The following is a 20,527-nucleotide window of genomic DNA, read 5'->3' as shown; positions in this document are numbered from 1 at the left end:
TGTCCACAAAAATTGACGGTATAGTGTCAACTAAGAGTGACACATTAAGGGCGAATGTCAACTTGAAGGAACACGAATGGCCTCAGCCATAACCGAGCAGAGAGTGGTCGTTGTTGGCGCCGGCATGGGCGGTTTGGCTGCTGCGCTGCGCTTATCCGCTGCAGGCCGTCAGGTCACTGTTGTGGAAGCGGCCGCCGCGCCGGGCGGTAAAATGCGCCACGTTGCTGCAGGTGGCCGGACCTTCGATGCCGGTCCGACTGTTCTGACGATGAAATGGGCTTTTGACAGTTTGCTTGAGGCTTGTGGGACAACGCTGGACCGGGAAATCCCAATGGAAACGGCGGGTGTGATTGCCCGGCATTACTGGGACGGCGGCGCTTGCCTCGACCTTCATGCCGATGTTGCAGACAGCGTCCGAGCCATCGGGGATTTTGCGGGACAGCGCGACGCCGACGGATATCAGGCCTTCGCGCGGGACAGCCGCCGGGTCTTTGAACTTCTGAAAGACACCTTTATCGATGCGACTCGTCCCAATCCAATCACCTTGTCCCGGCGGGTAGGCCTTTCAAAACCCGGTGCGCTTTTTGCGTTGAAACCCTTTTCATCCCTCTGGTCTGTTCTCGGGGACTATTTTTCCGACGAGCGGCTGCGGCAGCTGTTCGGACGGTATGCAACCTACTGCGGATCTTCGCCCTATCTGGCGCCGGCAACGTTGATGCTCGTTGCGCATGTGGAACAGGAAGGCGTATGGATCCCGCAAGGCGGCATGCACGCAGTTGCTCGCAAGTTCGCTGATCTTGCAGTGGGCCTCGGCGCCGAGTTTCGGTACGGCGCGAAGGTCGCCGAAATTGTCTCCAATCCAGATGGGCGGTCCGTCTCAGGCGTTAAGCTGGAGAGCGGCGAGTTTATCCCGGCCGGTCAGGTTGTCTTCAACGGAGACGCCGCAGCGTTGCCCAGACTTTTGGGCCGCAGCAACGCGAAAAAGCGGGCAGGGGAGAAGACCGCGCGATCCCAATCTGCACTTGTCGTGTGTGGACTTGCGGAGCCCGACGGCGTGCCATTGGCCCATCACACCGTCTTCTTTTCCGAAAACTACAAGGCCGAATTTGAGGCCGTGTTTGACCGCGGCGAAGCGCCCAAGGACCCGACAGTCTACGTGTGTGCCCAGGACAGGACTGCCGACGGGCACCGCAAAGGGAACGCAACCTCGGATCCGATTGAACGGATTTATTGTCTGACGAACCTGCCGCCAGATGGCGACCGGCATGACTACACCGAACAAGAGTTGAACCAATGTCTGACAGCGATGGACCGCCGTATGGCGGCGAATGGATTGGTGCTTCGGCGGGACCGGACGGCTCAAGTGGTCACGGCGCCGGACACGTTCGAGCAGCTGTTTCCAGCAACGGGGGGCGGCCTTTACGGCCAGCCATCCCACGGTTGGATGGCATCGTTTCAACGGCAGGGCGCGCGGAGCCCTCTGAAGGGACTTTATCTCGCAGGCGGCAGTGTGCATCCGGGCCCGGGCGTGCCAATGGCGCTTCTGTCGGGGAAGATCGCGGCGGAAACTCTTCTCACAGACCATCCTTCGACCGGCCGGTCCCACCTGGCGGCTATTGCTGGTGGTATATCGACGCGACCAGCGACTGCGGGCACTACGCCCTCACGGTAATTGCGTTTATCGGGTCCGTCTTCTCGCCCTATTACCATTGGTCCGGCCGGGGAAAACCACAAAATCACGTGGCCCTGAATGTTGCGCTCTACGGCAAGGACCGGAACAGCTGGTCCATGACGGAGCGGGGGGAGAGCGACCTCGTCCGGACACAAAACAGCATGCAAATCGGCGGCAGTTCGATTGTTTACGTCGACGGCGGGCTTGAGATCGTGTTCGACGAAACTGCCCTGCCGTGGCCAGGGCATCGGCTCATGCCATCGCGTATGTCCGGCCGGATCCGCCTCGAGCCGCAAATCCAGAACGACCGCGTTTTTGATCTGGATCCGGAGGGCCATCACATCTGGTGGCCGGTGTTCCCGCGGGCGCGTGTGACTGTTGAAAGCAATCATTTGCCCGATGGCGGCTGGCAGGGAGAGGCCTACCACGATTTCAATTTTGGCGACCGTGTTCTGGAAAAGGATTTCGAGCACTGGGACTGGGCTCGCGGGCCGTCAGGCGATCAGGCGACGACAATCTTGTATGATGCGGTTTTGAGAAGCGGAACCCGCCGAACCCTTGGTCTTGTGTTTTCCAAAGAGGCGGGAGAACGTCATTTTGCGCCGCCAGACCGCCAAATGCTGCCTGTTGGTTCCTGGGGCGTGAAGGGCGGAATTGCGTGCGATCCCGGTGACGCACCGCGCTTGTCCATGAAGCTGGAGGACGCTCCCTTTTACCGCCGTTCCCTTGTCGAGACGATGGTCAACGGCGACCAGCTTGCGATGGTGCATGAGACCCTTGACTGCAATCGATTGGCAAATCCCGTTGTCAGGATGATGCTGCCATTCCGGATGCCCCGCAGAACCAGTCGATAGAGCCGCAGTGCCCCGCTAGAAACGGTTCTGAGGCCGTCTTTGCATGGCGAGCTTCTGGGATCTGTGGTGTGCACGGCTTTCTGCTTGCAGCTTGATCATCACACCGAGGACCCACTCCATGTTGCTGTCATCAGCATCACTTGCGTGTGCAGCTTTCTGCAGTCTGGCATGTGTTTCGAACGAGTTTGCACAAGCAGAAACCAGGTGCGCGGCAGACGGATCAGCCGGACATTGCATATCGAAATGTGCCGTATTGGACTGTTCCAATTGGGTCAGCCGGGCCTTTAGCAGAAGACTGAGCTTTTTGATCTTCCGGGTGTGAGCGCGGCGTGTGACGCTGTCATAATTGTTGACTGCGATTTCAGTCCCGATTTCCTGATAAACCAGAGCCGCCGTCCGGATCGCATGGCGGCAGTTTTCCGGCAGTGCGCTAATCCCGGCATGGCCCAGTTCATAGTGATGGGCAGCTTCTGCCAACAGCCGCACAATGACTTGGCGGAGCTCCGGCGAAAACTTCGGAGAGGCGAGAAAAGCCTCCGGATCAAGGTCAGCGTCGCGCATCCAGTCTTCCGGGAGATACAAGCGTCCGTTCCGGGCGTCTTCTCCGACATCTCGGGCAATGTTCGTCAATTGCATTGCAATCCCGAGATCGGCGGCCCTTGCAAGGGCGTCCTTGTCGCCTGTCCGCATGACAAGCGACATCATCAGGCCGACCGTTGCAGCAACACAGGTGGCGTAATCCTTGACTTCCGCGATGGTTTTGTAGTGCCGGTCACCAAGGTCCATCGCAAACCCGTCCAGCAAGGCATCCGGAACGCATTTCGGTATTCCATATCCCTGAACAGTTCTGGCAAACGCACGGTCACAAGCGTAGGGCGCGGGCGTTCCGCGATAGACAAGATCAAGGCGGTCTTTCAGCTGATCAAGGGCTGTTCGATCAGCACGTGGATCATCGATCAGATCATCGGAGTGCCGGCAAAAGGCATAGAGCGACAAGGCTGCCTTTCGGGTTTCCGCCGGCAAAATCAGGGAGGCGAGGTGAAACGATTTTGATCCTTTTCGGATCGCTGCGGCGCACTCCCTCAGATCCGCCTGATGACTTGCAGAAACGGATGCCTGTGCTGCTCTGGCCCTTTGTCTGCTGGTGCTGGTCGCGAACGGCACGAAACTCTCCAGATTGTCGGGTGTAATGTCGCTCATACAGATGCCTCCGTCCCGGCATGCGCCGCCGTTAGGTTTGACGGATCCGGGGCAAGCTCAGCAACGATCTTGGCAGAACAAACAACACCTGGAAGACCGGCGCCAGGATGTGTTCCGGCACCGCACAGGAAGAGGTTGTCCAGCTCCTCGCTTTTGTTGTGCGGCCGGAACCAGGCACTTTGGAAAAGGTTCGGCTGAAGCGAGAAGGCAGCGCCTTGCCAGGACAAAAGCCTGTCCCGGAAATCAAGCGGCGTCGAGATACGGGAGCTCACGATGTGCTTGGAAAGATCCGGAAGCAGCGTTGCCTCAAGTTCTGCGGCAATCTTGGCCCGGTACTGCTCAGCGACAGTTTCCCAATCCGCATCGCCTTTCAAGTTTGGAACAGGGCTCAACACATAATAGGCATCGCAGCCGTCCGGCGCGACGGATGGATCGTTTGCAGAAGGGCGGTGCAGGTAAAGGCTGAAATCCTCTGCAAGCACCTTGTTCATAAATATGTCCTTGAGCAGCCCTTTGTAGCGGGGGCCGAACAGCATGGTGTGGTGCCCGACATCGTCATACCGGCGATCGGTCCCGAAATACCAGACGAACAAACCCATTGAGTAGTCCTGCCGGCCCAGCTTCCCGTCGGACCAACGCCGGCGCGGCAGGTCTTTCAAAAGCCTTGAATAGGTCGTTGCCGGGTCGGAATTGGAGACAACAATGTCTGCCGGAACGGTCTCTCCGGAGGACAGGCGCACCCCTGTCGCGTGCCGTCCGGATGTCAGGATCGTATCGACCGTCTCCCCATACCGGATCTGTCCTCCGTTCCTGGTGACGAGATTTGCGATCCCGCGTGCCAGTGCATTTGTGCCGCCCATAGCGTAATGCACCCCATGTTTGCTCTCCAGGTGAGCAATGAGACAATAGAAGGAAGTCGTGGTGAACGGGTTCCCGCCGATAAGCAGCGGATGGAAGGAAAACACAGACCGCAGACGATCATTTTTGAAGTGCTTGGACACCACATTGTAGACGGACCGATAGCCGCCAAGCCGGATTAACTTTGCAAATGTGCTCAGTGTAAAGGGCAGGCTGTGAAACGGCTTGTCGGCGAGTTCTAGGAAAGCGTATTCGTAAATCTCTTTGCTTTCCGCCATGAAAGAGCGGTAGCCCTTGACGTCATCCGGCTCAATCTTGGCGATTTCCGCTTCCATAGCGTCTTTGTCGGCCGAGTATGTGAAGAATGTGCCGTCCGTGAACCGGATCTTGTAGAAGGGAATGTTCGGGCGGATGTCAACATCGTCTGACAGCTTCCCGCCGCAGGCTTCCCAGAGCTGCTCGAACAGCCATGGAGCGGTGATGATGGTTGGGCCAGCATCAAGAGTAAAACCGTCCTGCTCAAAGGCATAAGCCCGTCCGCCTGGTTTATCGAGCGGATCGAAGATTGTAACCCTGTACCCTTTCGCGCCAAGCAGAGCACCAGCCGCCAAACCGCCTATTCCTGCGCCAATAACGGCCGCATGCGGCCGTGTAGACCCGATTGGTTGCGGCTTTGGAAACCCAAATCCCTGGACAACATTCACGCCAGAACTCCCGTTCCTGCAACCCTCTCACCTGAGGGTCCGCTTTGGCTCTCCCTCCGGATCTCCGGGTGGTGAGCGTGTGTCTTGGCCACAGCTGATATGAAGGCTAGACCTTCACATGTGTCAAATTTAGTTTACACTTTTCTCCGCAAGAGAGAAGGGCCCTGGCGGATTATTCCGCTGCATCGAGGTCCATGGACCGTCTTTGACGCGGTCTGGCTGTTCGTTGAGTGAAGCGCTGGGTAACTTTGTGCCGATGGTAGAAGATGAGAGCGAGACCCGTAACGAGTGGAATGGCCCAGAGCCCGGGTGCCAGGGCCAGTTCCGGCATCAGCCGGACGGCGCCGAAAGCGAAAAACGCGGTGTAGACCGAAATGCCGGTGCCGACGATTGCCTTGATATGTTCCAGCAGCCACTCGATCGGAGACGGGTCGGACTTCACAAGAAACCAGACATTCGTCGCGACGGTCGCAAATCCGACCATGGAAATCCCGATCATCATCGGCTGGGAAATCAAGACCCCTTGAATGGCGCAATTGGCGGATGCAGCAAGCAGGGCCGCCTGAAGACCCCAGTTGAGCGCAGTCTGGTTCTTCCGCTGATCCCGCTTGTTAACCGCGCAGCGCCAGCCGTACCAGGTGAGATTTACGGTCAAGAGCCCGAGATAAAACATCATCCAGCCAAATATGCCCTGCACCAGAACTGGATCGTAGAACTCCGGGTGATCAACGAGATGCGGATGCGTCGGCATGGGGTAAAGGAGGGTCAAGGTTGCCATCATCATGGCCACCGTGCCTGTGATCAGCATCAGGACCGAGAAGATCTTGCCCCACCACTTGTGACGCTCGCCGCCCTTTTGGGCCAAGACCGGGATCCAGAAACCGATCAGTCCCGGCGCACCGGTTGTGATGTGTATGGCGATCAATACGACAAAAAGATCATGTTCGGTCATGGGCTTGGCTCTTTGATCGAGGCATACGAAATGCGGAAGAAGGGACATATTGATGGCAGCTGTTGAGACATACATTCCGCCGCGCCCGTCGCGGCTGCCGCCAGTTTTGGCTCTGCTGCGCACCGTTTGGCACGGCGATGGAGATCTTCTCAGCCTGTTGCCGGGGGCAGCGTTTTCCATGGCTGCTGGAGAACTGGGCTACTCGCGCCGGTCCATCAAACTCTTCAACGACCCGGAGCTTGTCCGGCAGATCCTGCTCGACCCGGAGGGAATCTTTCCGAAAAGCGATTTGATGGTCGGTGCACTGGAGCCGCTTATCGGCGATTCGATCTTCGTCTCCGATGGAGCGAAATGGCGCCGCCAACGGGCCATGATCGATCCGGCGTTTTCCAAAATGCGTCTGACCCATGCCTTTGGCGCAATGGTCGGGGCGGTCGATGACTATGTCGCACGTTTGAAGGAGAGCGCAGCCCGCGATGAGGTTCTGTCCCTTGACAGGATCATGAGCGAGCTCACAGCCGATATCATTTGCCGAACGGTGTTTTCCACTTCGCTCGACACCGGAATTTCGCGGGACGTCTTTGACGACTTCGCCGTATTTGAACGCGGTGTGGCACAGGTGAAAATCTGGCGATTGATCACCGATCCGGCCTGGGCCGATGTTCCGCAAAGCGATGAGGTTCTGGCGGCTTGCAAGCGGATCCGACACCACCTTGGGAGCTTGATCGATACGCACATGGGCCCGGATGCCGGGAAATATGATGATATCGCCAGCGCAGTCATTGCTGCGCGCGATAGCGAAACGGGCGAGCCGTTCACGCGCGATGAACTCATCGATCAGCTGGGGGTCTTTTTTCTTGCAGGTCATGAAACGACAGCGAGTGCCCTGACCTGGGCGTTTTATCTCTTGGCGATGTGTCCGGATGTCCTGTGCCGGCTGCGGGCCGAAGTCGACGAGACCACGGACGGTGATGCTCTCACCTTTGAGGCGACCCGTGCGCTGGGCTATACGCGTGCCGTCTTTCGCGAAACCTTGCGGCTTTACCCGCCGATCACGTTTTTGCCGCGGGTCGCGATGCAAGGCACCCGTATCGGCAAGTACAAAGTGCGCAAGGGCGCGCTTTTGATGATCTCGCCCTGGACCTTGCAACGTCATGGAGATTACTGGCCTGATCCGGACCGTTTCGACCCGGATCGCTTCCTGCCGCCGAGGGAGCAAGAGGTCGTGCAAGGGGCCTACATTCCCTTTGGAGCCGGGCCGCACACCTGTGTTGGGGCCGGTTTTGCGGCCGTCGAAAGCGCGCTCATTCTTGCCCGCCTGACACGTGAGTTCGATTTTTTGCCCGAAAACGCAGAAGCTGTGCGCCCGGTCGCGCGCCTCACGACGCGCCCTGCGGAGCAAATCTATGTGCGGCTCAAGTCTCATGGGCGTTGACCGGATCGGCGGTGCTGACCGTCTGTTGCGTGCTGGCTGACTGGGGAGCGCTGGCTTCTCCCACCGCGTCGGCTTTGGCCATCCCGGCGGGCCAGGCAATGTCGAGCGTTGCAGCTTCACCAAAGGTCTTCCCGCCAAACAGAACCTGTTTCAGCACGGGCCAGGACGAGAACGTCATCATCGGAAACGGTAAGGGATCGGAGCCCGACCACAGCACATCCCGCGATGTGACCATGGCACCGGCACGGCGTGCCATCTGTTTTGGCTTCAGAACACTGCCGTAGACTTGCAACAGGGTTGTGTGGCCTTCCTGAAAACGCTTCTTCGGCTTCAAACGGACTGGCGGCGCATTGTCTGGATCGCACACCGCAGCTGCCAGATCCTCATGCTCCATGAAATGAATACCGCTTGTCAGCCGTGGATTACATTCCAGTGGCCAGGGCGTTCCATCCTGGTCGACAATAAAGTCGAACGCCAAAAAGTAAGAGTAGCGGTTTGCGGCAACGAAATCGGCGACCCATTGCGCCACTTGCGGCGCATCTTCGACACGTTGAAAACAAACCGCAACCGTGCCTGAGAAGACAAGGCCTTCATAGGTCACATGCGCGAGGATCTTGCCGTCCTGGCACAGGGTCAAGGTGCTGAGTTCGCGGCCAAAAATACGCTTTTGAACGATGGCATCAGGATCGCTCAAAAGTCCCTCCGGAACAGTGTCCTGTGTCAGCATTTGCATCTTCTGCCCGGAGCATCCGATGCGAGGTTTGAACACACACGGCGTGGTCCGCACCAGTCCGGCAGCCTCAGGATCGGTGGCAAGATGGGTCTCGGGGGCGGGCAAGCCTGCGGATTGCGCCAAGCGATTGAAGAGGTATTTGTCGTTGAGGTCCCACAGCACGCCATGCGGATTGGTGAAGAGCCGGGTTCTTTCCGGCAGCCGCGGCGCCAGCAGGCTGACATGAAGGGCTTCTTCGGAAACGGGAACGACCAGATCGACGTTTTCTGCCTTTATGATGGTAAGCAGGGCATCGAGATACTCGGATTGCTGCGTCGCTGGCGGTGGTGTTTGATAACACTTGTCGACCACATTCGATGGCCGGCTCAAGTGCCACGCAAATGGATCGGCCACCAAAACCCGGCAGCCCGCACCTTTCAGGGCCCGGGCGAGTTCCAGCGACTTGGGAAGCCGTCCAAGTGTGTGCAACACGGTTTTTGGGGTCGTCTCCGTTGCCACCTCTCCATTCCCTGGTTGTCTATTGATCCTTGCTCATGCAGCATCAGCGCCGTTGGTCTTGGCGGCCTGCAGGGCCTCAGTCATCCAGCTTGCGACGCCTTCCGGATGGCTCTCGTGCACAAGATGGCCACCGATCGGCGCGAGCTGCAGATGTCCGTTCGGTGCAAGCGCTGCGGCTTTTCTTGAGCTGGACGGCGGCACCATCGGGTCGTCTTCAGCCGCATAAAGATGAAGCGGTGCGCTCAATCGCTGAAGCATGGCGTTCAGGTGCGACAGATCCCAGGAAGCCATCATCCCAAGAGCCCCGCGAACATGGCCGGAAGATCCAAGGAGGCCTTGGTAAATCGCATCACCTAGCGGATCGATCCGGGATCCGGTTGCGCTCAAGAGGTTGTTGCCAAGAGGCGTCGCCTTTGCGAGCAAAGAAAACATGGACGCCGATAAGGGATTTGCGAACAACGCCTTGGCCATTGGCGACAGGATCCGGTTGCCGCGTATCGGCTTCAAGGCCCCGTTGACGCTGAAAATTTGCGGCGTTGGGTCCTGCGTGTGTTTCGCATGACGCGTTGCGTTGACCAGCGATATCCCGATAACCGACCCGGCCGAATGCCCTAAGAATAATTGCGGTTTCAAGTCTAGATGGTGCAACAATCCACGAATGGCAGTCGTCATGCCTTCAAGAGAGAGGTCCGGGCTTTCCGTCGGCCGGGTGAAGCCATGGCAAGGCAAATCCAGGACGATCAGCCGATAGTCGTTTTCTAGAAAGGGGATTAGATTGCGCCAGGAGAAAGAGGCTGCCCCGGTCCCATGGATCAAAAGAAACGCCGGTGCCGCATCTTGACCTAACAACTGGACATGCCACCGGTAACCGCTCGCCTCTACAAACTGGCTGGCCTCTCTGTAAGGCCAGTCTTGCCCGTCCCGGTCCCAGTTGAGCCAATCACGATCCGCCATCAGCTGTGCGCCTCCTCAAGCGAAGCGTTGACGAGATCGGACATGGCACGGGAATCGGCATGCCGCAAAATATGCAGATCTGCGCCCATGGTGCTGGCCAGAGTGGAAACGGATTCCCGAGGACGGCGGGCGATGTCGATACAAATTGCCCGGATCTCATGCGCACGGCACTGTTCTGCAAGACCGTGCACTTGTTCAGCTGCCCGGGTTCGGTTTGGCGTGCCATCCAGCGCAATGTTGCCCCGTCCGTCCGTCATGAGGACCAGTACCGGTGTGCTACCTTGACGCCGGACATTGAGCGCGAGCTCCATGCCCCGTTCCAGACCGGCCGCCAGTGGTGTCGGACCTCCGCCTGGAAGCCCGGCAAGTTTTCGCTTTGCCATGACCAGCGACCGGGTCGGTGACAAAAGGGTTTCTGCTTGGGTGCCGCGAAAAGCGATCATTGCCACTTCATCCCGGCGCACATAACACCTGGAAAGCAACTGCTCGATGGCGCCCTTGGTTTCGCCAAGACGCTCCAAAGCTGTTGAGCCGGAGGCATCAACGACGAATATCGCAGTCGATGGCGTCTCGTGACGCAGGCGCTGATAGCGGTAATCGTCGCGCGTGATCAACGTGCGCGGTTTGCGGCGCGGTGGAGCGGCGATCGTTCGTTCCAGTTTGGTTGCCAGAATGTCCCGGTTGCGGTTCCGGATGAGTTGCCAGGGAGCGGCTGCACGCAAGGTCGCAAGAATGTTGGGACGGGCATCCGGACGGGGCGGCATGCGAGAGGTTGAAACCGGCCGGCCGCGACGGGCGTCTTTGCGAACCGCACCGGACTGTCCGGACCGGGCCCGGGGCGAGGATTTGGTTGTGTCGGCCAGAAACTCGGGAAGACCGTCGATTGTGCCGGCTTCGACAGCCGCCAAAAGCTCTGAAAGCGCGGAAAGGTCCTGCTCAGCAGTTGCAGGCGTGTCCTGATCCAGGTTTTCCCCGTCCAGTTTGGGCCCTGCATCCTGTTGGTCAGATTGGTCATTGTCCTCAGGCTGTGCTTGGTTTTCTTCGACCGGATCGTTTGGTTGCGCGGCGAGGGACAGCCCAAGGCACAAGCGGACCGCGGTGAGGGCATCTGCTTCTGAAACAGTGCTTCGCTCCTCCAGCGCTGCAAGCGTTTGGCAGAGCCTTGAGAGGTGTTTCAAAGTGCGCAGCGAAGAAACGCCCGCGGCAGACGCCAGACGGGACAGAAGGCCGATCAGTTCGTCACTGATGATCACGTCGGCAGCAGTGACGGTGGAGGTACGCTCCGCGTCGGGCGAATGTGATGCGACCTCGCTCCAAGGAATCGCATTCAGGTCAATCATGAGCCCGAGTCGGTCTCCTAGCGCCTTGGGGAGATGTTCTTCGGGGTCTGCCCCTTCATCAACCGCGATCACCAGAAAGTCGGCGGTGTCCTCGGCAGCACTGTCGGCTGGGCGGCCGGCCCTTGGGCAGGCGCGGCGATCCATTGTCTCGCCGATCAGCGCCGCAACAGGGGCTTCCACACGTTCCGCCATCGGGATGAGAAGGACACCCTGATCAGCCTTTGCGAGAAGCCCGGGCTGGGTGATGACACGCCCAGCGAGGGCGGTTGCCGGAATGTCGACACTGCCGGTCAGGCCCTGCAAGGAAACGGATGAGGGAACGCGGACCCAGGGTTTGTCCTGGCCCAGCAGCGCGGCAAGATGATCGAGATATGCATCACGCACACCGCCTGCGCGGGCCTTCAGCCAAAGTCCGCCCAGTCTGGCACCGCCTGCTTTCAGCGCTTGTGCTGCAAGAAGGGCATCCTGCCACGTATTCGGGGCAAGTTCTGGTCTTGCGGCATCAAAAGCCTGCATGGACCGGACATCATCCATGCGCTGCCTCTGTTGCGGCGGCGGCCTCGGCGCTCACGGCAGCGACGGCGCGTTCAATCCGCGGAGCGCTTCCGGCATCATCCAGCGGATCCCGCCGCAACCGGTGACACAAAACCATTGGCGAAATGTCAGAAACATCCGCCCAGGTTACCGCCAAACGTCCGGCGAGGGCTGCGCTTGCCCGGCAGGCCCGCATGAGGGTCAGCTCGCCGCGCATCCCGTCAATGCCAAGGCTCATGCAAAGTTGAGACATCCTTGAGAGGACATCATCCGGAATATCGACCTGCCGCAGGATCTTGCGGGCCTTGACCACTTTATTCCGGATGGCAGCATCCTTGCGGGACCACTTCGCCACAAATGCATCCGGGTCGGCTTCAAAAGCGTCACGCCGGCGGATCACCTCAATGCGTTGCTGGAGATCGTTGATTGTGCGGATCTCGACACTGAGACCGAACCGGTCGAGCAGCTGCGGGCGCAGATCGCCTTCTTCCGGATTGCCGCTTCCGACCAGCGCGAAGCGGGCAGCGTGGCGAATGCTGAGGCCTTCCCGCTCGACCACATTGACGCCGGAGGCTGCAGCATCAAGAAGAAGATCTACCAGATGATCTTCGAGAAGATTGACTTCATCGATGTAGAGAAAGCCCTGGTTGGCCGCTGCCAAAAGCCCTGGCTCAAAATCCTTTTCGCCCGCAACCAGCGCCTTTTCCAGATCCAAAGCGCCGCAAATCCGGTCTTCCGTTGCGCCAAGCGGTAGATCGATCATGGGGGTGCGGATCTGCACTTTTTTGGGCGGCTTCTTGCCATCTGCAGGGGTGCAAACCGGGCAGGCGGCCTGCGGATGGTCCGGTGAGCAATTGAACCGGCAGCCCGCGCGGGTGTCAATTTTGGGCAACAGCTCAGCGAGTGCGCGGACGGCTGTCGATTTGCCGGTGCCGCGATCACCAAAAATCAGGACGCCGCCCAAGAGCGGCTCTACGGCGGCCATCAGCAGGGCCTTTTTCATGTCCTCTTGGGCGACAATGGCTGAGAAGGGAAAGAGTGCTGACATTGGAATCCACCATATATGAGTGTCAATATAAGTTGACACATTTTGTTGGTGGAGAGAAGGGGCGGAGCGTTTTTTTGTTGGCTGTGGTGTGAGGTGCGCGCAGGTCGCTACTCTTCAGAAAGAAACTATCGCGGTACTATTTGTTTTCGCAAAGCGCCGTATCAGGCGCGACAAGTCACGCACGCTTCTTCTCTACGGAAATGCATGTGGAGATCGCGGCAACAAAAAGAATATTCAGCCATGCACTTGCGAACGTATACATGAATACGCCTCTGAAATAATTGCCGGCATAAACACTTGTAAGCGCGCGCCCTACGCGCGCTTCATCTGTTAATGTAAACACTGATATGTAGATGCAAAGGAAATACAATAGGATGTATATCAACAAATAAGCAGTCTTTTTTCGTGTTTTGATTTCGATTTGATACTGGGAATAAATAGATATTACAGCAATCAAGCCGACTGCAATGATGATCGCGTTCTTAAAATGGACGGCAGCGGCAAAATTATAGAACCAAATACTTGAATTATCTACTATCAAAGACTTTCCGATGCTTATCAGAGGAGTAGTCAAGTATTCTGAAAATTCTATAAGTGGAAATGCCGCGAAAGTAGCAAAAATAGCGACAGATAAAACGATCGATAGGGCCATCAAGAAAAAGCAGAAAACTGTTACGGCGATGCTCGGGTCGCTAAATCTATAGGAATAAACTCTGACAATATTCATATTTCAAACTGATGAACAGGCTTGGCTTTTCGTTGGCATGTGGCACAAGCATCTCAAACTGATAGTGTTTAATTGGCGTAGAAAATTGCTGGCACCTAAAATACTTATAATGAAAATCGCATCGACCTGACAATCCCAGCTCGTAGGCGCAAGTTATGCAGCTTTCGTCTTTGAGCACTGTTTCCTCTTTCAAAAATATGAGTTCAGGCGGCGCGGTTTTTTTGGCGCTGTACGTAGAATGCCGGTGTCTTTGTGTCCAAGAAACAAGCGCCGCCGTGTCTAACCAAGAAAACCGGACACCAAAAGGGAGGCAATGGCACCACGTCTCTGTGCTGGCGGCGACTTGCGGCCATAAGGGAGCTATTGTTGGTCGCAATTCGATTGGATTAAGATGACTCGGGTCAAACAATTGACCGTTATCCGCCGTCCTGGATGGAAAGGGATGTTATGCCCAGCGATACTTCATTGATCCTCTGCCCGGTCAATCTGCGCCATGTGCAGTTGAACGTCACCGCGTATGAAGAAGCCATGGCCATGGCACGGCGCAGGCAGGCAAAGCTTCTGGTGGCGACCATCGCTCCTGAAATGGAACGGAACCTCAACATTCGGGATTCCGCTTCCTACTGGGAAAAGCAGCTGAAGAGTTTCGTTGAGCAGCATCCTGCAGAGGGGATCGAACTGGAGACAGTTGTCCGTCTCGGCGCGGTACACCGGCAGATCGTGAAGCTCGCAGATGAGCGGAACGTGGATCTTATCGTGATGGAGTCAGCCAATCCACGTGTTCAGGATTACCTGCTTGGCACCACCGCCAGCCACGTCGTCGCACATGCAAAATGCTCGGTCTATGTTGTCCGGGGTTAACGCGCGAACCGAAGGTTCAAGGACGGCGTCTGATAGGGTGGTGAACGCCCCCGCGCGGAACGGGGGCGTTCAAACCGGGGCCTAAAGCTTGCGGTGCTCGGACCGCAGCGCCAGCCATAGGCAATAGCACATGACCAGGACGACCATGGTGAAAGGAATTCCCATGGAGACCGCCGCCCCCTGAAGTGCGTTCAGCCCACCGCCTAGTAGCAGGGCTATGGCCACCAGACCTTCGAGTGTGCACCACCAAACGCGCTGAACAACGGGTGCATCCAGCTTGCCGCCGGCTGTGATCGTGTCGATCACCAGGGAACCGGAGTCCGACGAAGTGACGAAGAAGATCACGATGAGAACGAGCGAGATCGGTGCCACGATGCTGTAAAGCGGCAGCTCCTTTAAGAAGCCGAAGAGCGCGCCTTCCGGTGCGTAGCTATCGATGACCGTGGCCCGCACACCTTCTGCGCCGCCTGCATTCAGCATGTCGATCGCAGCGCCGCCGAATGTGGACATCCACAGTGCACAGACTGCAGTCGGGGCAATCAGGGCGCACAGGACAAACTCCCTTACCGTCCGGCCGCGGGAAATACGCGCAATGAACATGCCGACGAAGGGCGACCAGGCAATCCACCAGGCCCAGTAAAAGGTTGTCCAGCCATGGAAGTAACTGGTGTCTTCACGGCCAAACGGATTGGAGAGCGCGGGAAGAAGGGTCACGTAGTCGACCATCACGCTGAAGTACCTTGAGAAGGCGGCGCCGATCCCGGTCACGATGACGACAAAGAGAAACAGGCCGACGGCCATGATCATGTTGATTTCAGACAGCCGCTTCACGCCCGCATCCATGCCGAGCAGCACGGACCCGAGGGCGATCAGTGTGATGCCGACGATGATAAGAACGGTGAGCATGGGTGACGGTGCAATGCCGAAGACCTCGTTCAAACCGGCTGCAACTTGTTGTGCGCCTAATCCAAGCGAGGTGGTCAGGCCAAACAGCGTCGCGAATACCGCGAGCGTGTCGATGACATGACCCCAGAAACCCCATACTTTCTCTCCGAGCAGCGGAAAAAACGCCGACCGCAAGGTTAGTGGCAGGTTGAGGTTATAGGCGAAGATAGCCAGCGACAGGCCGACGGCCGCGTAGACAGCCCAACCTTCGAGCCCCCAATGGTGAATTGTGCCGACGATGCCGATGTATTCGTTGCCGGGCTGGGTGATGTCGATACCGAGCGGCCGCGCGCCGCCGTTTTCGGAATAGTTGTAATAGACAGGCTCTAGTACCCCGAAGAAAAGCAGACCAATACCGATGCCTGCTGCAAACATCATGGCGATCCAGCCCGCATAGGAATAGTCGGGTTTGGCGTCCTTGCCGCCAATCCTGACCTTGCCAACCGGCAGTACGATCAGCGCCAGGCAGAAAAGGGTGATCGCGTTGACCGACAGCACCAGGAACCAGTCGAACGTGCTCGTCAGCCAGGGGCGTAGCCAACCAAAGAAAGCTGCGGCAGCCTCCTGATTGGCAAGCGCTGCAATAACGAAGCCCAGGATCAGAATGCCTGAGACGATGAAAACCGGATTGTGGATGTCCAGCCCAAGCGGACGGATATTGTCTTGTCCCAGTTCGTATTCCGTCTCGAAATCCCAAACCCTTGGGTCTGGATCGAGCATCTTTTTGTGACTTGTGTCCGTCATTGTCTCCCCCTCCTGGCTTATACTATCGGAGTAGACTGGCACGGCAGACAGGTTCTGTCTAACGCTGCGGCAGAAAAGTGATCATAATTAGCTTCAAAAAGAGGCATGCGATCAGTAATAAATATTCAAAGGCCCGCCGCGCTCAGAATAAAAATACAACACTACTATCACGACATTAGGTCATGTTGCGGGCAGGTACGTGCTGGGTGAGGGGCGTCAAAGCTTTGAGATCGCTGGAGCGGGTGAAGGGAATCGAACCCTCGTCTTAAGCTTGGGAAGCTTCTGCTCTACCATTGAGCTACACCCGCTTGAGCCCATCTTTAGTGCGCCCAGTCCGGCGAACTGTCAAGCGGTGGAATTGTGTTATCCCGCACGCTGCCATCTTGCCAAGACCGGCCCGAACCTCCATGTTCCGCGCGGCGCAGCGCCGTTGGAATATTTAAGGCTCCGGAACAGATTATGCGGGAAAAAATCAAAGCCCTGGTTACCTCACGCACGTGGGAATACTGGATCATTGCGATCATCGTCGTGAACGCGATCACGCTCGGACTGGAAACCAGCCCACTGGTCATGGACCGGTTCGGCACGATTTTGATTGCGATCGATCAGACGATCCTCGGCATATTCGTGATCGAAATCGCATTGCGTCTGTTTGCGCATGGCTTGCGCTTTTTCAAAGATCCCTGGAGCCTTTTCGATTTTTTCATCGTTGCAATCGCATTGCTGCCCTCCAGCGGCACGCTCTCCGTCCTGCGCTCGCTCCGCATCCTGCGTGTTCTGCGCCTGATTTCCGTTGTTCCGTCTCTGCGGCGGGTGATTGGCGGGTTGATTGCCGCCTTGCCGGGCATGGGGTCCATCGTTGTTCTGATGGCACTGGTTTTCTATGTGTTCGGAGTAATGGCGACCAAACTCTTCGGCGCATCGTTTCCCGGATGGTTCGGTGATCTTGGGGCATCGCTCTATACGCTTTTCCAGATCATGACGCTGGAAAGCTGGTCCATGGGGATCGTCCGGCCGGTCATGGAAGTCTATCCGCTCTCCTGGATCTTCTTCGTGCCGTTCATCCTGTGCACGGCTTTCACGGTTCTGAACCTCTTCATCGGTATCATCGTCTCCGCCATGCAGGAGGAGCATGAAGCGGAAGCCGATGCCAACCGCCAAGCGATTCATGATGAAACGGGGCTAATTTTGGAAGAAGTGAAAGCCTTGCGGGCCGAACTCAAGGAGCTGCGGGAGCAGACGGCAAAATCGTAGTTGCTGCGGCGTAGGAGGGGGGGTTCTTCGGTCCAGGGCCCAGTCTTGCAGACTGCGGATCCGGCAAAACGCCCACCCGAAACCGGCGGAGGCGGTGTTTTAAGGCGGCAACCCGCGCGGCAGCCTGATCAACCCGGGCTTCACTGATCCTGCCATCCGCAACGGCGGCCACAATGGCGGCGTTGAGCCGGTCACCGAGCTGAGGGTCGGTCCGGTCAAAACTGGAAAAGAGCACAATATCATTCCCGGCGGCGATCGCTTGCACCGCTGCGTCTTCGATCGAAAACCGATCAGAGACTGCATCCATCTCCAGATCGTCCGTGATGATGACAGCATCTTTGCCGGCCAGGGTTCTGGCCTCCGCAATCCCCTTTTTCGAAAGAGAGGCTGGAGTTTCTGGCGTGTCGGAAAAGCGCGGGTGAACCAGATGGCCCATCATCACCATGTCCACCCGGTCCTGCCGCTTGAGTGCGCGATAAGGCTCCAGTTCATGCTCGTGCCAGGACTGGCTGATCACCGGCAAACTGGTGTGGCTGTCCGTCGTTGAAGATCCGTGACCTGGAAAGTGCTTCAGCGCTGTTGCTATTCCAGCGGCCTGATGGGCGGCAATAAACCCCGCAGCACAATTGGTAACGGTGGCCGGGTCAGCGGAAAAACTCCGCTTTCTCTTGCCAATAATAGGATTGTCCGGGTTGATGTCCACATCAACGACGGGACCGAAGTTGACGTTGATGTTGTAGGCGCCAAGTTGGGCGGCCCGGCGGGCATAATAAGCGCGGACCTTGCGAGGTGCACAGTTGTCTGTGGCGGCCGGAATATTCTTCGCTGCGCTCCAGGTCATAGGATCGCCAAGAGGGGCCAGGCGCTGAACCAGGCCGCCTTCTTGATCAACGGCGATCAACACCGAAGACACGGAACCTTGATCGGCAAGGTGGCGAGTTAAGGTGGTCAGCTGGTCGGGTGTTTGAATGTTGCGGCCAAGCAGCATAACGCCGCCGATGCGGCCACTTTCAAGTTGGCCGCTGACAGCCATGACACCCGGATCCAACGGGCTGGTGCCGTTAAACCCAACCATGATCAGTTGACCGATTTTCCGCTCCAATGTGCTGGCTTTAGGCCCGCCGGAAATGAGCCGATTAGGTCCGGCTTGAAAGAGGGTAATCCACAGCGCCGCAAGGAGAAAAGGGAAGAACAGCAGCATGGCGGTCAAGGCCAGAGATCGTTTCGTAACTGAAAACAAGCCTTTTACTCCACTCCAGAAAACGGATGCCGATCCTCTGTTCTTGTCAAGGTAGCGCGGTGGGCGTGAGAAAGCGATCTTATCGATGGTCGGACGATAATGATCGTGGCAGCGGACTGCGGCTTGGGCCTGGAGACTTAACCGTCCGCGCTGCCGTCAAGGGCATCCAGGAGATCCTCCGACCCTTCCACTATCAGAACGACACCTGTTTCGGTGTAGTCGCGCGAGACCACGTCCAGACCGAGGCCAGTGATTTTCCGTTCCAACTCGGAACTCGATGCAAAGTCTGCGCTGACCCTCTTGCGGGAGAGTTTTTGAAACGGCACCAAATCGGCATTTGCAATCGCGTCTTGGGCAGCGCCTGAATAGGCGCGGGCAAGGCCTCCGCCGCCCAGCTTTGTTCCGCCGAAATACCGTACGATCAACACTGCACAATTGATCAGGTCTGCGCCCTGCAGGACGCGCAAGGTCGGCATTCCGGACGTGCCGGCCGGTTCGCCATCGTCCTTGCCGCTTTCCTCGATCCGGTCATCATCCAGAAGCCGCCGGTGCGCGGTCACGATATGATTGGCTTTGCGGTGCTCCTTGCGCAGTTCTTCCAGACAGGTGTCGAACTGCTCAATGGGCACCAAAAAGGCCAGGAACCGGGACTTCCGGTCTTCCAGAAAGCCTTCGTATTCGCGAGTGATGGTTTTCAAGGACATTCAGTGTTCAGGTTGAGGCCTTGAAATGCTTGGAGAGCTTCAAGGCCTGGCCCTGATAGTTGGAGCCGATGCCCTCGCCATAAAGTGTCGCGGGCCGTTCGGCCATGTGTTCATAGACAAGGCGGCCGATGGTCTGCCCGTGTTCCACGATAAAGGGCACGTCATGGGAGCGGACTTCCAGAACCGCACGAGAGCCTACACCGCCGGCACCGGCATGGCCGAAGCCGGGATCGAAGAAACCGGCATAATGCACCCGGAACTCCCCGACCAGTGGATCGAACGGCACCATCTCGGCGGCATAGTCTGGCGGGACGTGAACGGCTTCCTGGCTGACAAGTATGTAGAAAGCGTCCGGATCAAGGATCAGTTCAGCATTCTGACGGCGGTAGATCGGTTCCCAGAAATCAAGCGGGTCTTGAGCGCCGACCAGATCAACGTCAATCAGCCCGGAATGATGCTTGGCGCGGTAACCAATCAGGCTGCCCGGGCCTTCGCCTTCCAGATCAATGGAAAGCTGGACACCGCCGCCGATCCGCTCATTGCCGCCGCTCATCAGGGTTTCTGATTTGTGGATGCCTTCAAGATCAGCGTCCGGGATCAGCGACTGTCCCCGCCGGAACCGGATCTGGCTGAGGCGGGAGCCGGAACGCACCAGGATCGGGAACGTGAGCGGCGAAATTTCCGCATAAAGCGGGCCAGTGTAGCCTGCCGGAATGGTATCAAAAGCCTGGCCGTTGTCGGTGATTACGCGGGTGAAAACATCCAGCCGCCCGGTGGAACTTTTCGGGTTGGCGGTCGCGGAGATGTCGGGCCGCAGTGCCAGACTTTCTTGCAAGGGGACGATATAGACGCATCCCGTCTCCAGAACCGCGCCATCCCGAAGATCGACGGTGTGAAGTTTCAACTGCTCCAGCCTGTTCGCAACCTTGATGTCAGGGCCCGGCAGGAAGCTGGCACGCACCCGGTAGGCAACGGATCCAAGGCGCAGGTCGAGACTGGCCGGCTGGACCTGACCTTCGACCGGCGGCTGTGCGGCGGAAATCTCCTGCGCTGCGAACATGGCCTGAATGACGCGTTCGGGCAAAATTCCGCTCGCTCCGATCAATCCGCTGCCTGGTGTGGTTGGGTCCGCTGATACGTTCATCAATTCATCCTGAAGTCTTTGCCTACCGTCCTTAACGGATGCGGCAAGCCCCGCCAACACTCTTTCTGTACCGTAGCCGGGTTTTCGGTGTGCCGAGATTGACCGGAAGCCCGTTTTCGCTTAAGT

Annotated in this window: 16 protein-coding genes and 1 tRNA gene; 5 read left to right on the top strand and 12 right to left on the bottom strand. The window is 57.7% G+C overall.

What is annotated here, in order from left to right; translation table 11 throughout:
• Positions 1-76: 76 nt before the first annotated feature.
• Both crtD and ACVDG4_RS09035 read left to right on the top strand, forming a co-directional pair.
• Positions 77-1,672 (top strand): 1-hydroxycarotenoid 3,4-desaturase CrtD, encoded by a 1,596-nt coding sequence (crtD, locus tag ACVDG4_RS09040; protein ID WP_447234807.1) that lies wholly within the window; start codon positions 77-79, stop codon positions 1,670-1,672.
• The gene (locus ACVDG4_RS09035) at positions 1,630-2,526 is read left to right on the top strand and encodes a carotenoid 1,2-hydratase family protein (RefSeq protein WP_522731723.1); all 897 of its coding nucleotides are present in this window, start codon (positions 1,630-1,632) and stop codon (positions 2,524-2,526) included. Before crtD ends, ACVDG4_RS09035 begins: the two co-directional genes overlap by 43 nt.
• A gap of 15 nt (positions 2,527-2,541) precedes the next feature.
• Here the strand turns inward: ACVDG4_RS09035 and ACVDG4_RS09030 are convergent, their stop codons facing one another.
• From ACVDG4_RS09030 to ACVDG4_RS09020, 3 genes are all read right to left on the bottom strand, one after another.
• Positions 2,542-3,726: a phytoene/squalene synthase family protein gene (locus ACVDG4_RS09030; protein WP_447234805.1), complete on the bottom strand. Its 1,185-nt coding sequence runs from the start codon at positions 3,724-3,726 to the stop codon at positions 2,542-2,544.
• Positions 3,723-5,288, bottom strand: a complete 1,566-nt coding sequence (gene crtI, locus ACVDG4_RS09025) for a phytoene desaturase family protein (protein WP_306149464.1) — start codon at positions 5,286-5,288, stop codon at positions 3,723-3,725. The genes ACVDG4_RS09030 and crtI overlap by 4 nt, the downstream gene beginning before the upstream one ends.
• 172 nt (positions 5,289-5,460) lie before the next feature.
• Positions 5,461-6,240, bottom strand: coding sequence for a hypothetical protein (locus ACVDG4_RS09020; protein ID WP_447234804.1), 780 nt, complete (start codon positions 6,238-6,240; stop codon positions 5,461-5,463).
• A 52-nt stretch (positions 6,241-6,292) separates the two neighbouring features.
• Between ACVDG4_RS09020 and ACVDG4_RS09015 the strand changes: the two genes are divergently transcribed.
• Entirely contained in the window at positions 6,293-7,675 is a 1,383-nt protein-coding gene (locus ACVDG4_RS09015; protein ID WP_447234803.1) for a cytochrome P450, read from the top strand.
• On the opposite strand, the gene ACVDG4_RS09010 is transcribed toward ACVDG4_RS09015, so the two are convergent.
• Genes ACVDG4_RS09010 through bchI form a run of 4 tightly spaced genes read right to left on the bottom strand, consistent with a single transcriptional unit; the run spans position 7,656 to position 12,782 of the window.
• Positions 7,656-8,906 (bottom strand): ATP-grasp domain-containing protein, encoded by a 1,251-nt coding sequence (locus tag ACVDG4_RS09010; RefSeq protein ID WP_447234802.1) that lies wholly within the window; start codon positions 8,904-8,906, stop codon positions 7,656-7,658. The two genes, ACVDG4_RS09015 and ACVDG4_RS09010, sit on opposite strands and share 20 nt — an antisense overlap.
• 33 nt (positions 8,907-8,939) lie before the next feature.
• Complete coding sequence (gene bchO, locus ACVDG4_RS09005) at positions 8,940-9,860, bottom strand: alpha/beta fold hydrolase BchO (protein ID WP_447234801.1); 921 nt, start codon at positions 9,858-9,860, stop codon at positions 8,940-8,942.
• The gene (locus ACVDG4_RS09000; protein WP_447234800.1) at positions 9,860-11,734 is read right to left on the bottom strand and encodes a VWA domain-containing protein; all 1,875 of its coding nucleotides are present in this window, start codon (positions 11,732-11,734) and stop codon (positions 9,860-9,862) included. Before ACVDG4_RS09000 ends, bchO begins: the two co-directional genes overlap by 1 nt.
• Positions 11,727-12,782 carry a magnesium chelatase ATPase subunit I gene (bchI, locus tag ACVDG4_RS08995; protein WP_447234799.1) on the bottom strand — a complete coding sequence of 352 codons (1,056 nt, stop codon included), beginning with the start codon at positions 12,780-12,782 and terminating at the stop codon, positions 11,727-11,729. The genes ACVDG4_RS09000 and bchI overlap by 8 nt, the downstream gene beginning before the upstream one ends.
• 1,174 nt (positions 12,783-13,956) lie before the next feature.
• Here bchI and ACVDG4_RS08990 point away from each other — a divergent pair.
• On the top strand, positions 13,957-14,370 hold the full coding sequence (locus tag ACVDG4_RS08990) for a universal stress protein (protein WP_209177070.1): 414 nt from the start codon (positions 13,957-13,959) through the stop codon (positions 14,368-14,370).
• An 81-nt stretch (positions 14,371-14,451) separates the two neighbouring features.
• On the opposite strand, the gene ACVDG4_RS08985 is transcribed toward ACVDG4_RS08990, so the two are convergent.
• A complete protein-coding gene (locus ACVDG4_RS08985; RefSeq protein ID WP_447234798.1) occupies positions 14,452-16,059 on the bottom strand; it encodes a BCCT family transporter in 1,608 nt (535 codons plus the stop codon).
• Positions 16,060-16,293: 234 nt separating this feature from the next.
• Positions 16,294-16,367, bottom strand: a tRNA-Gly gene (locus tag ACVDG4_RS08980).
• A gap of 151 nt (positions 16,368-16,518) precedes the next feature.
• On the opposite strand from ACVDG4_RS08980, the gene ACVDG4_RS08975 reads away from it, so the two are divergent.
• The gene (locus ACVDG4_RS08975; protein ID WP_447234797.1) at positions 16,519-17,313 is read left to right on the top strand and encodes an ion transporter; all 795 of its coding nucleotides are present in this window, start codon (positions 16,519-16,521) and stop codon (positions 17,311-17,313) included.
• On the opposite strand, the gene ACVDG4_RS08970 is transcribed toward ACVDG4_RS08975, so the two are convergent.
• From ACVDG4_RS08970 to ACVDG4_RS08960, 3 genes are all read right to left on the bottom strand, one after another.
• Positions 17,279-18,553, bottom strand: coding sequence for a glycoside hydrolase family 3 N-terminal domain-containing protein (locus ACVDG4_RS08970; protein ID WP_447234796.1), 1,275 nt, complete (start codon positions 18,551-18,553; stop codon positions 17,279-17,281). The two genes, ACVDG4_RS08975 and ACVDG4_RS08970, sit on opposite strands and share 35 nt — an antisense overlap.
• Positions 18,554-18,690: 137 nt before the next feature.
• Positions 18,691-19,257: an IMPACT family protein gene (locus ACVDG4_RS08965; protein WP_447234795.1), complete on the bottom strand. Its 567-nt coding sequence runs from the start codon at positions 19,255-19,257 to the stop codon at positions 18,691-18,693.
• A gap of 7 nt (positions 19,258-19,264) precedes the next feature.
• The gene (locus ACVDG4_RS08960) at positions 19,265-20,401 is read right to left on the bottom strand and encodes a 2'-deoxycytidine 5'-triphosphate deaminase (RefSeq protein ID WP_447234794.1); all 1,137 of its coding nucleotides are present in this window, start codon (positions 20,399-20,401) and stop codon (positions 19,265-19,267) included.
• Positions 20,402-20,527: the final 126 nt, after the last annotated feature.

This window comes from Roseibium sp. MB-4 (assembly GCF_053005265.1).
The sequence above is the reverse complement of the archived record's forward strand: the minus strand, read 5'-3'. Positions and strand labels throughout refer to the sequence as shown.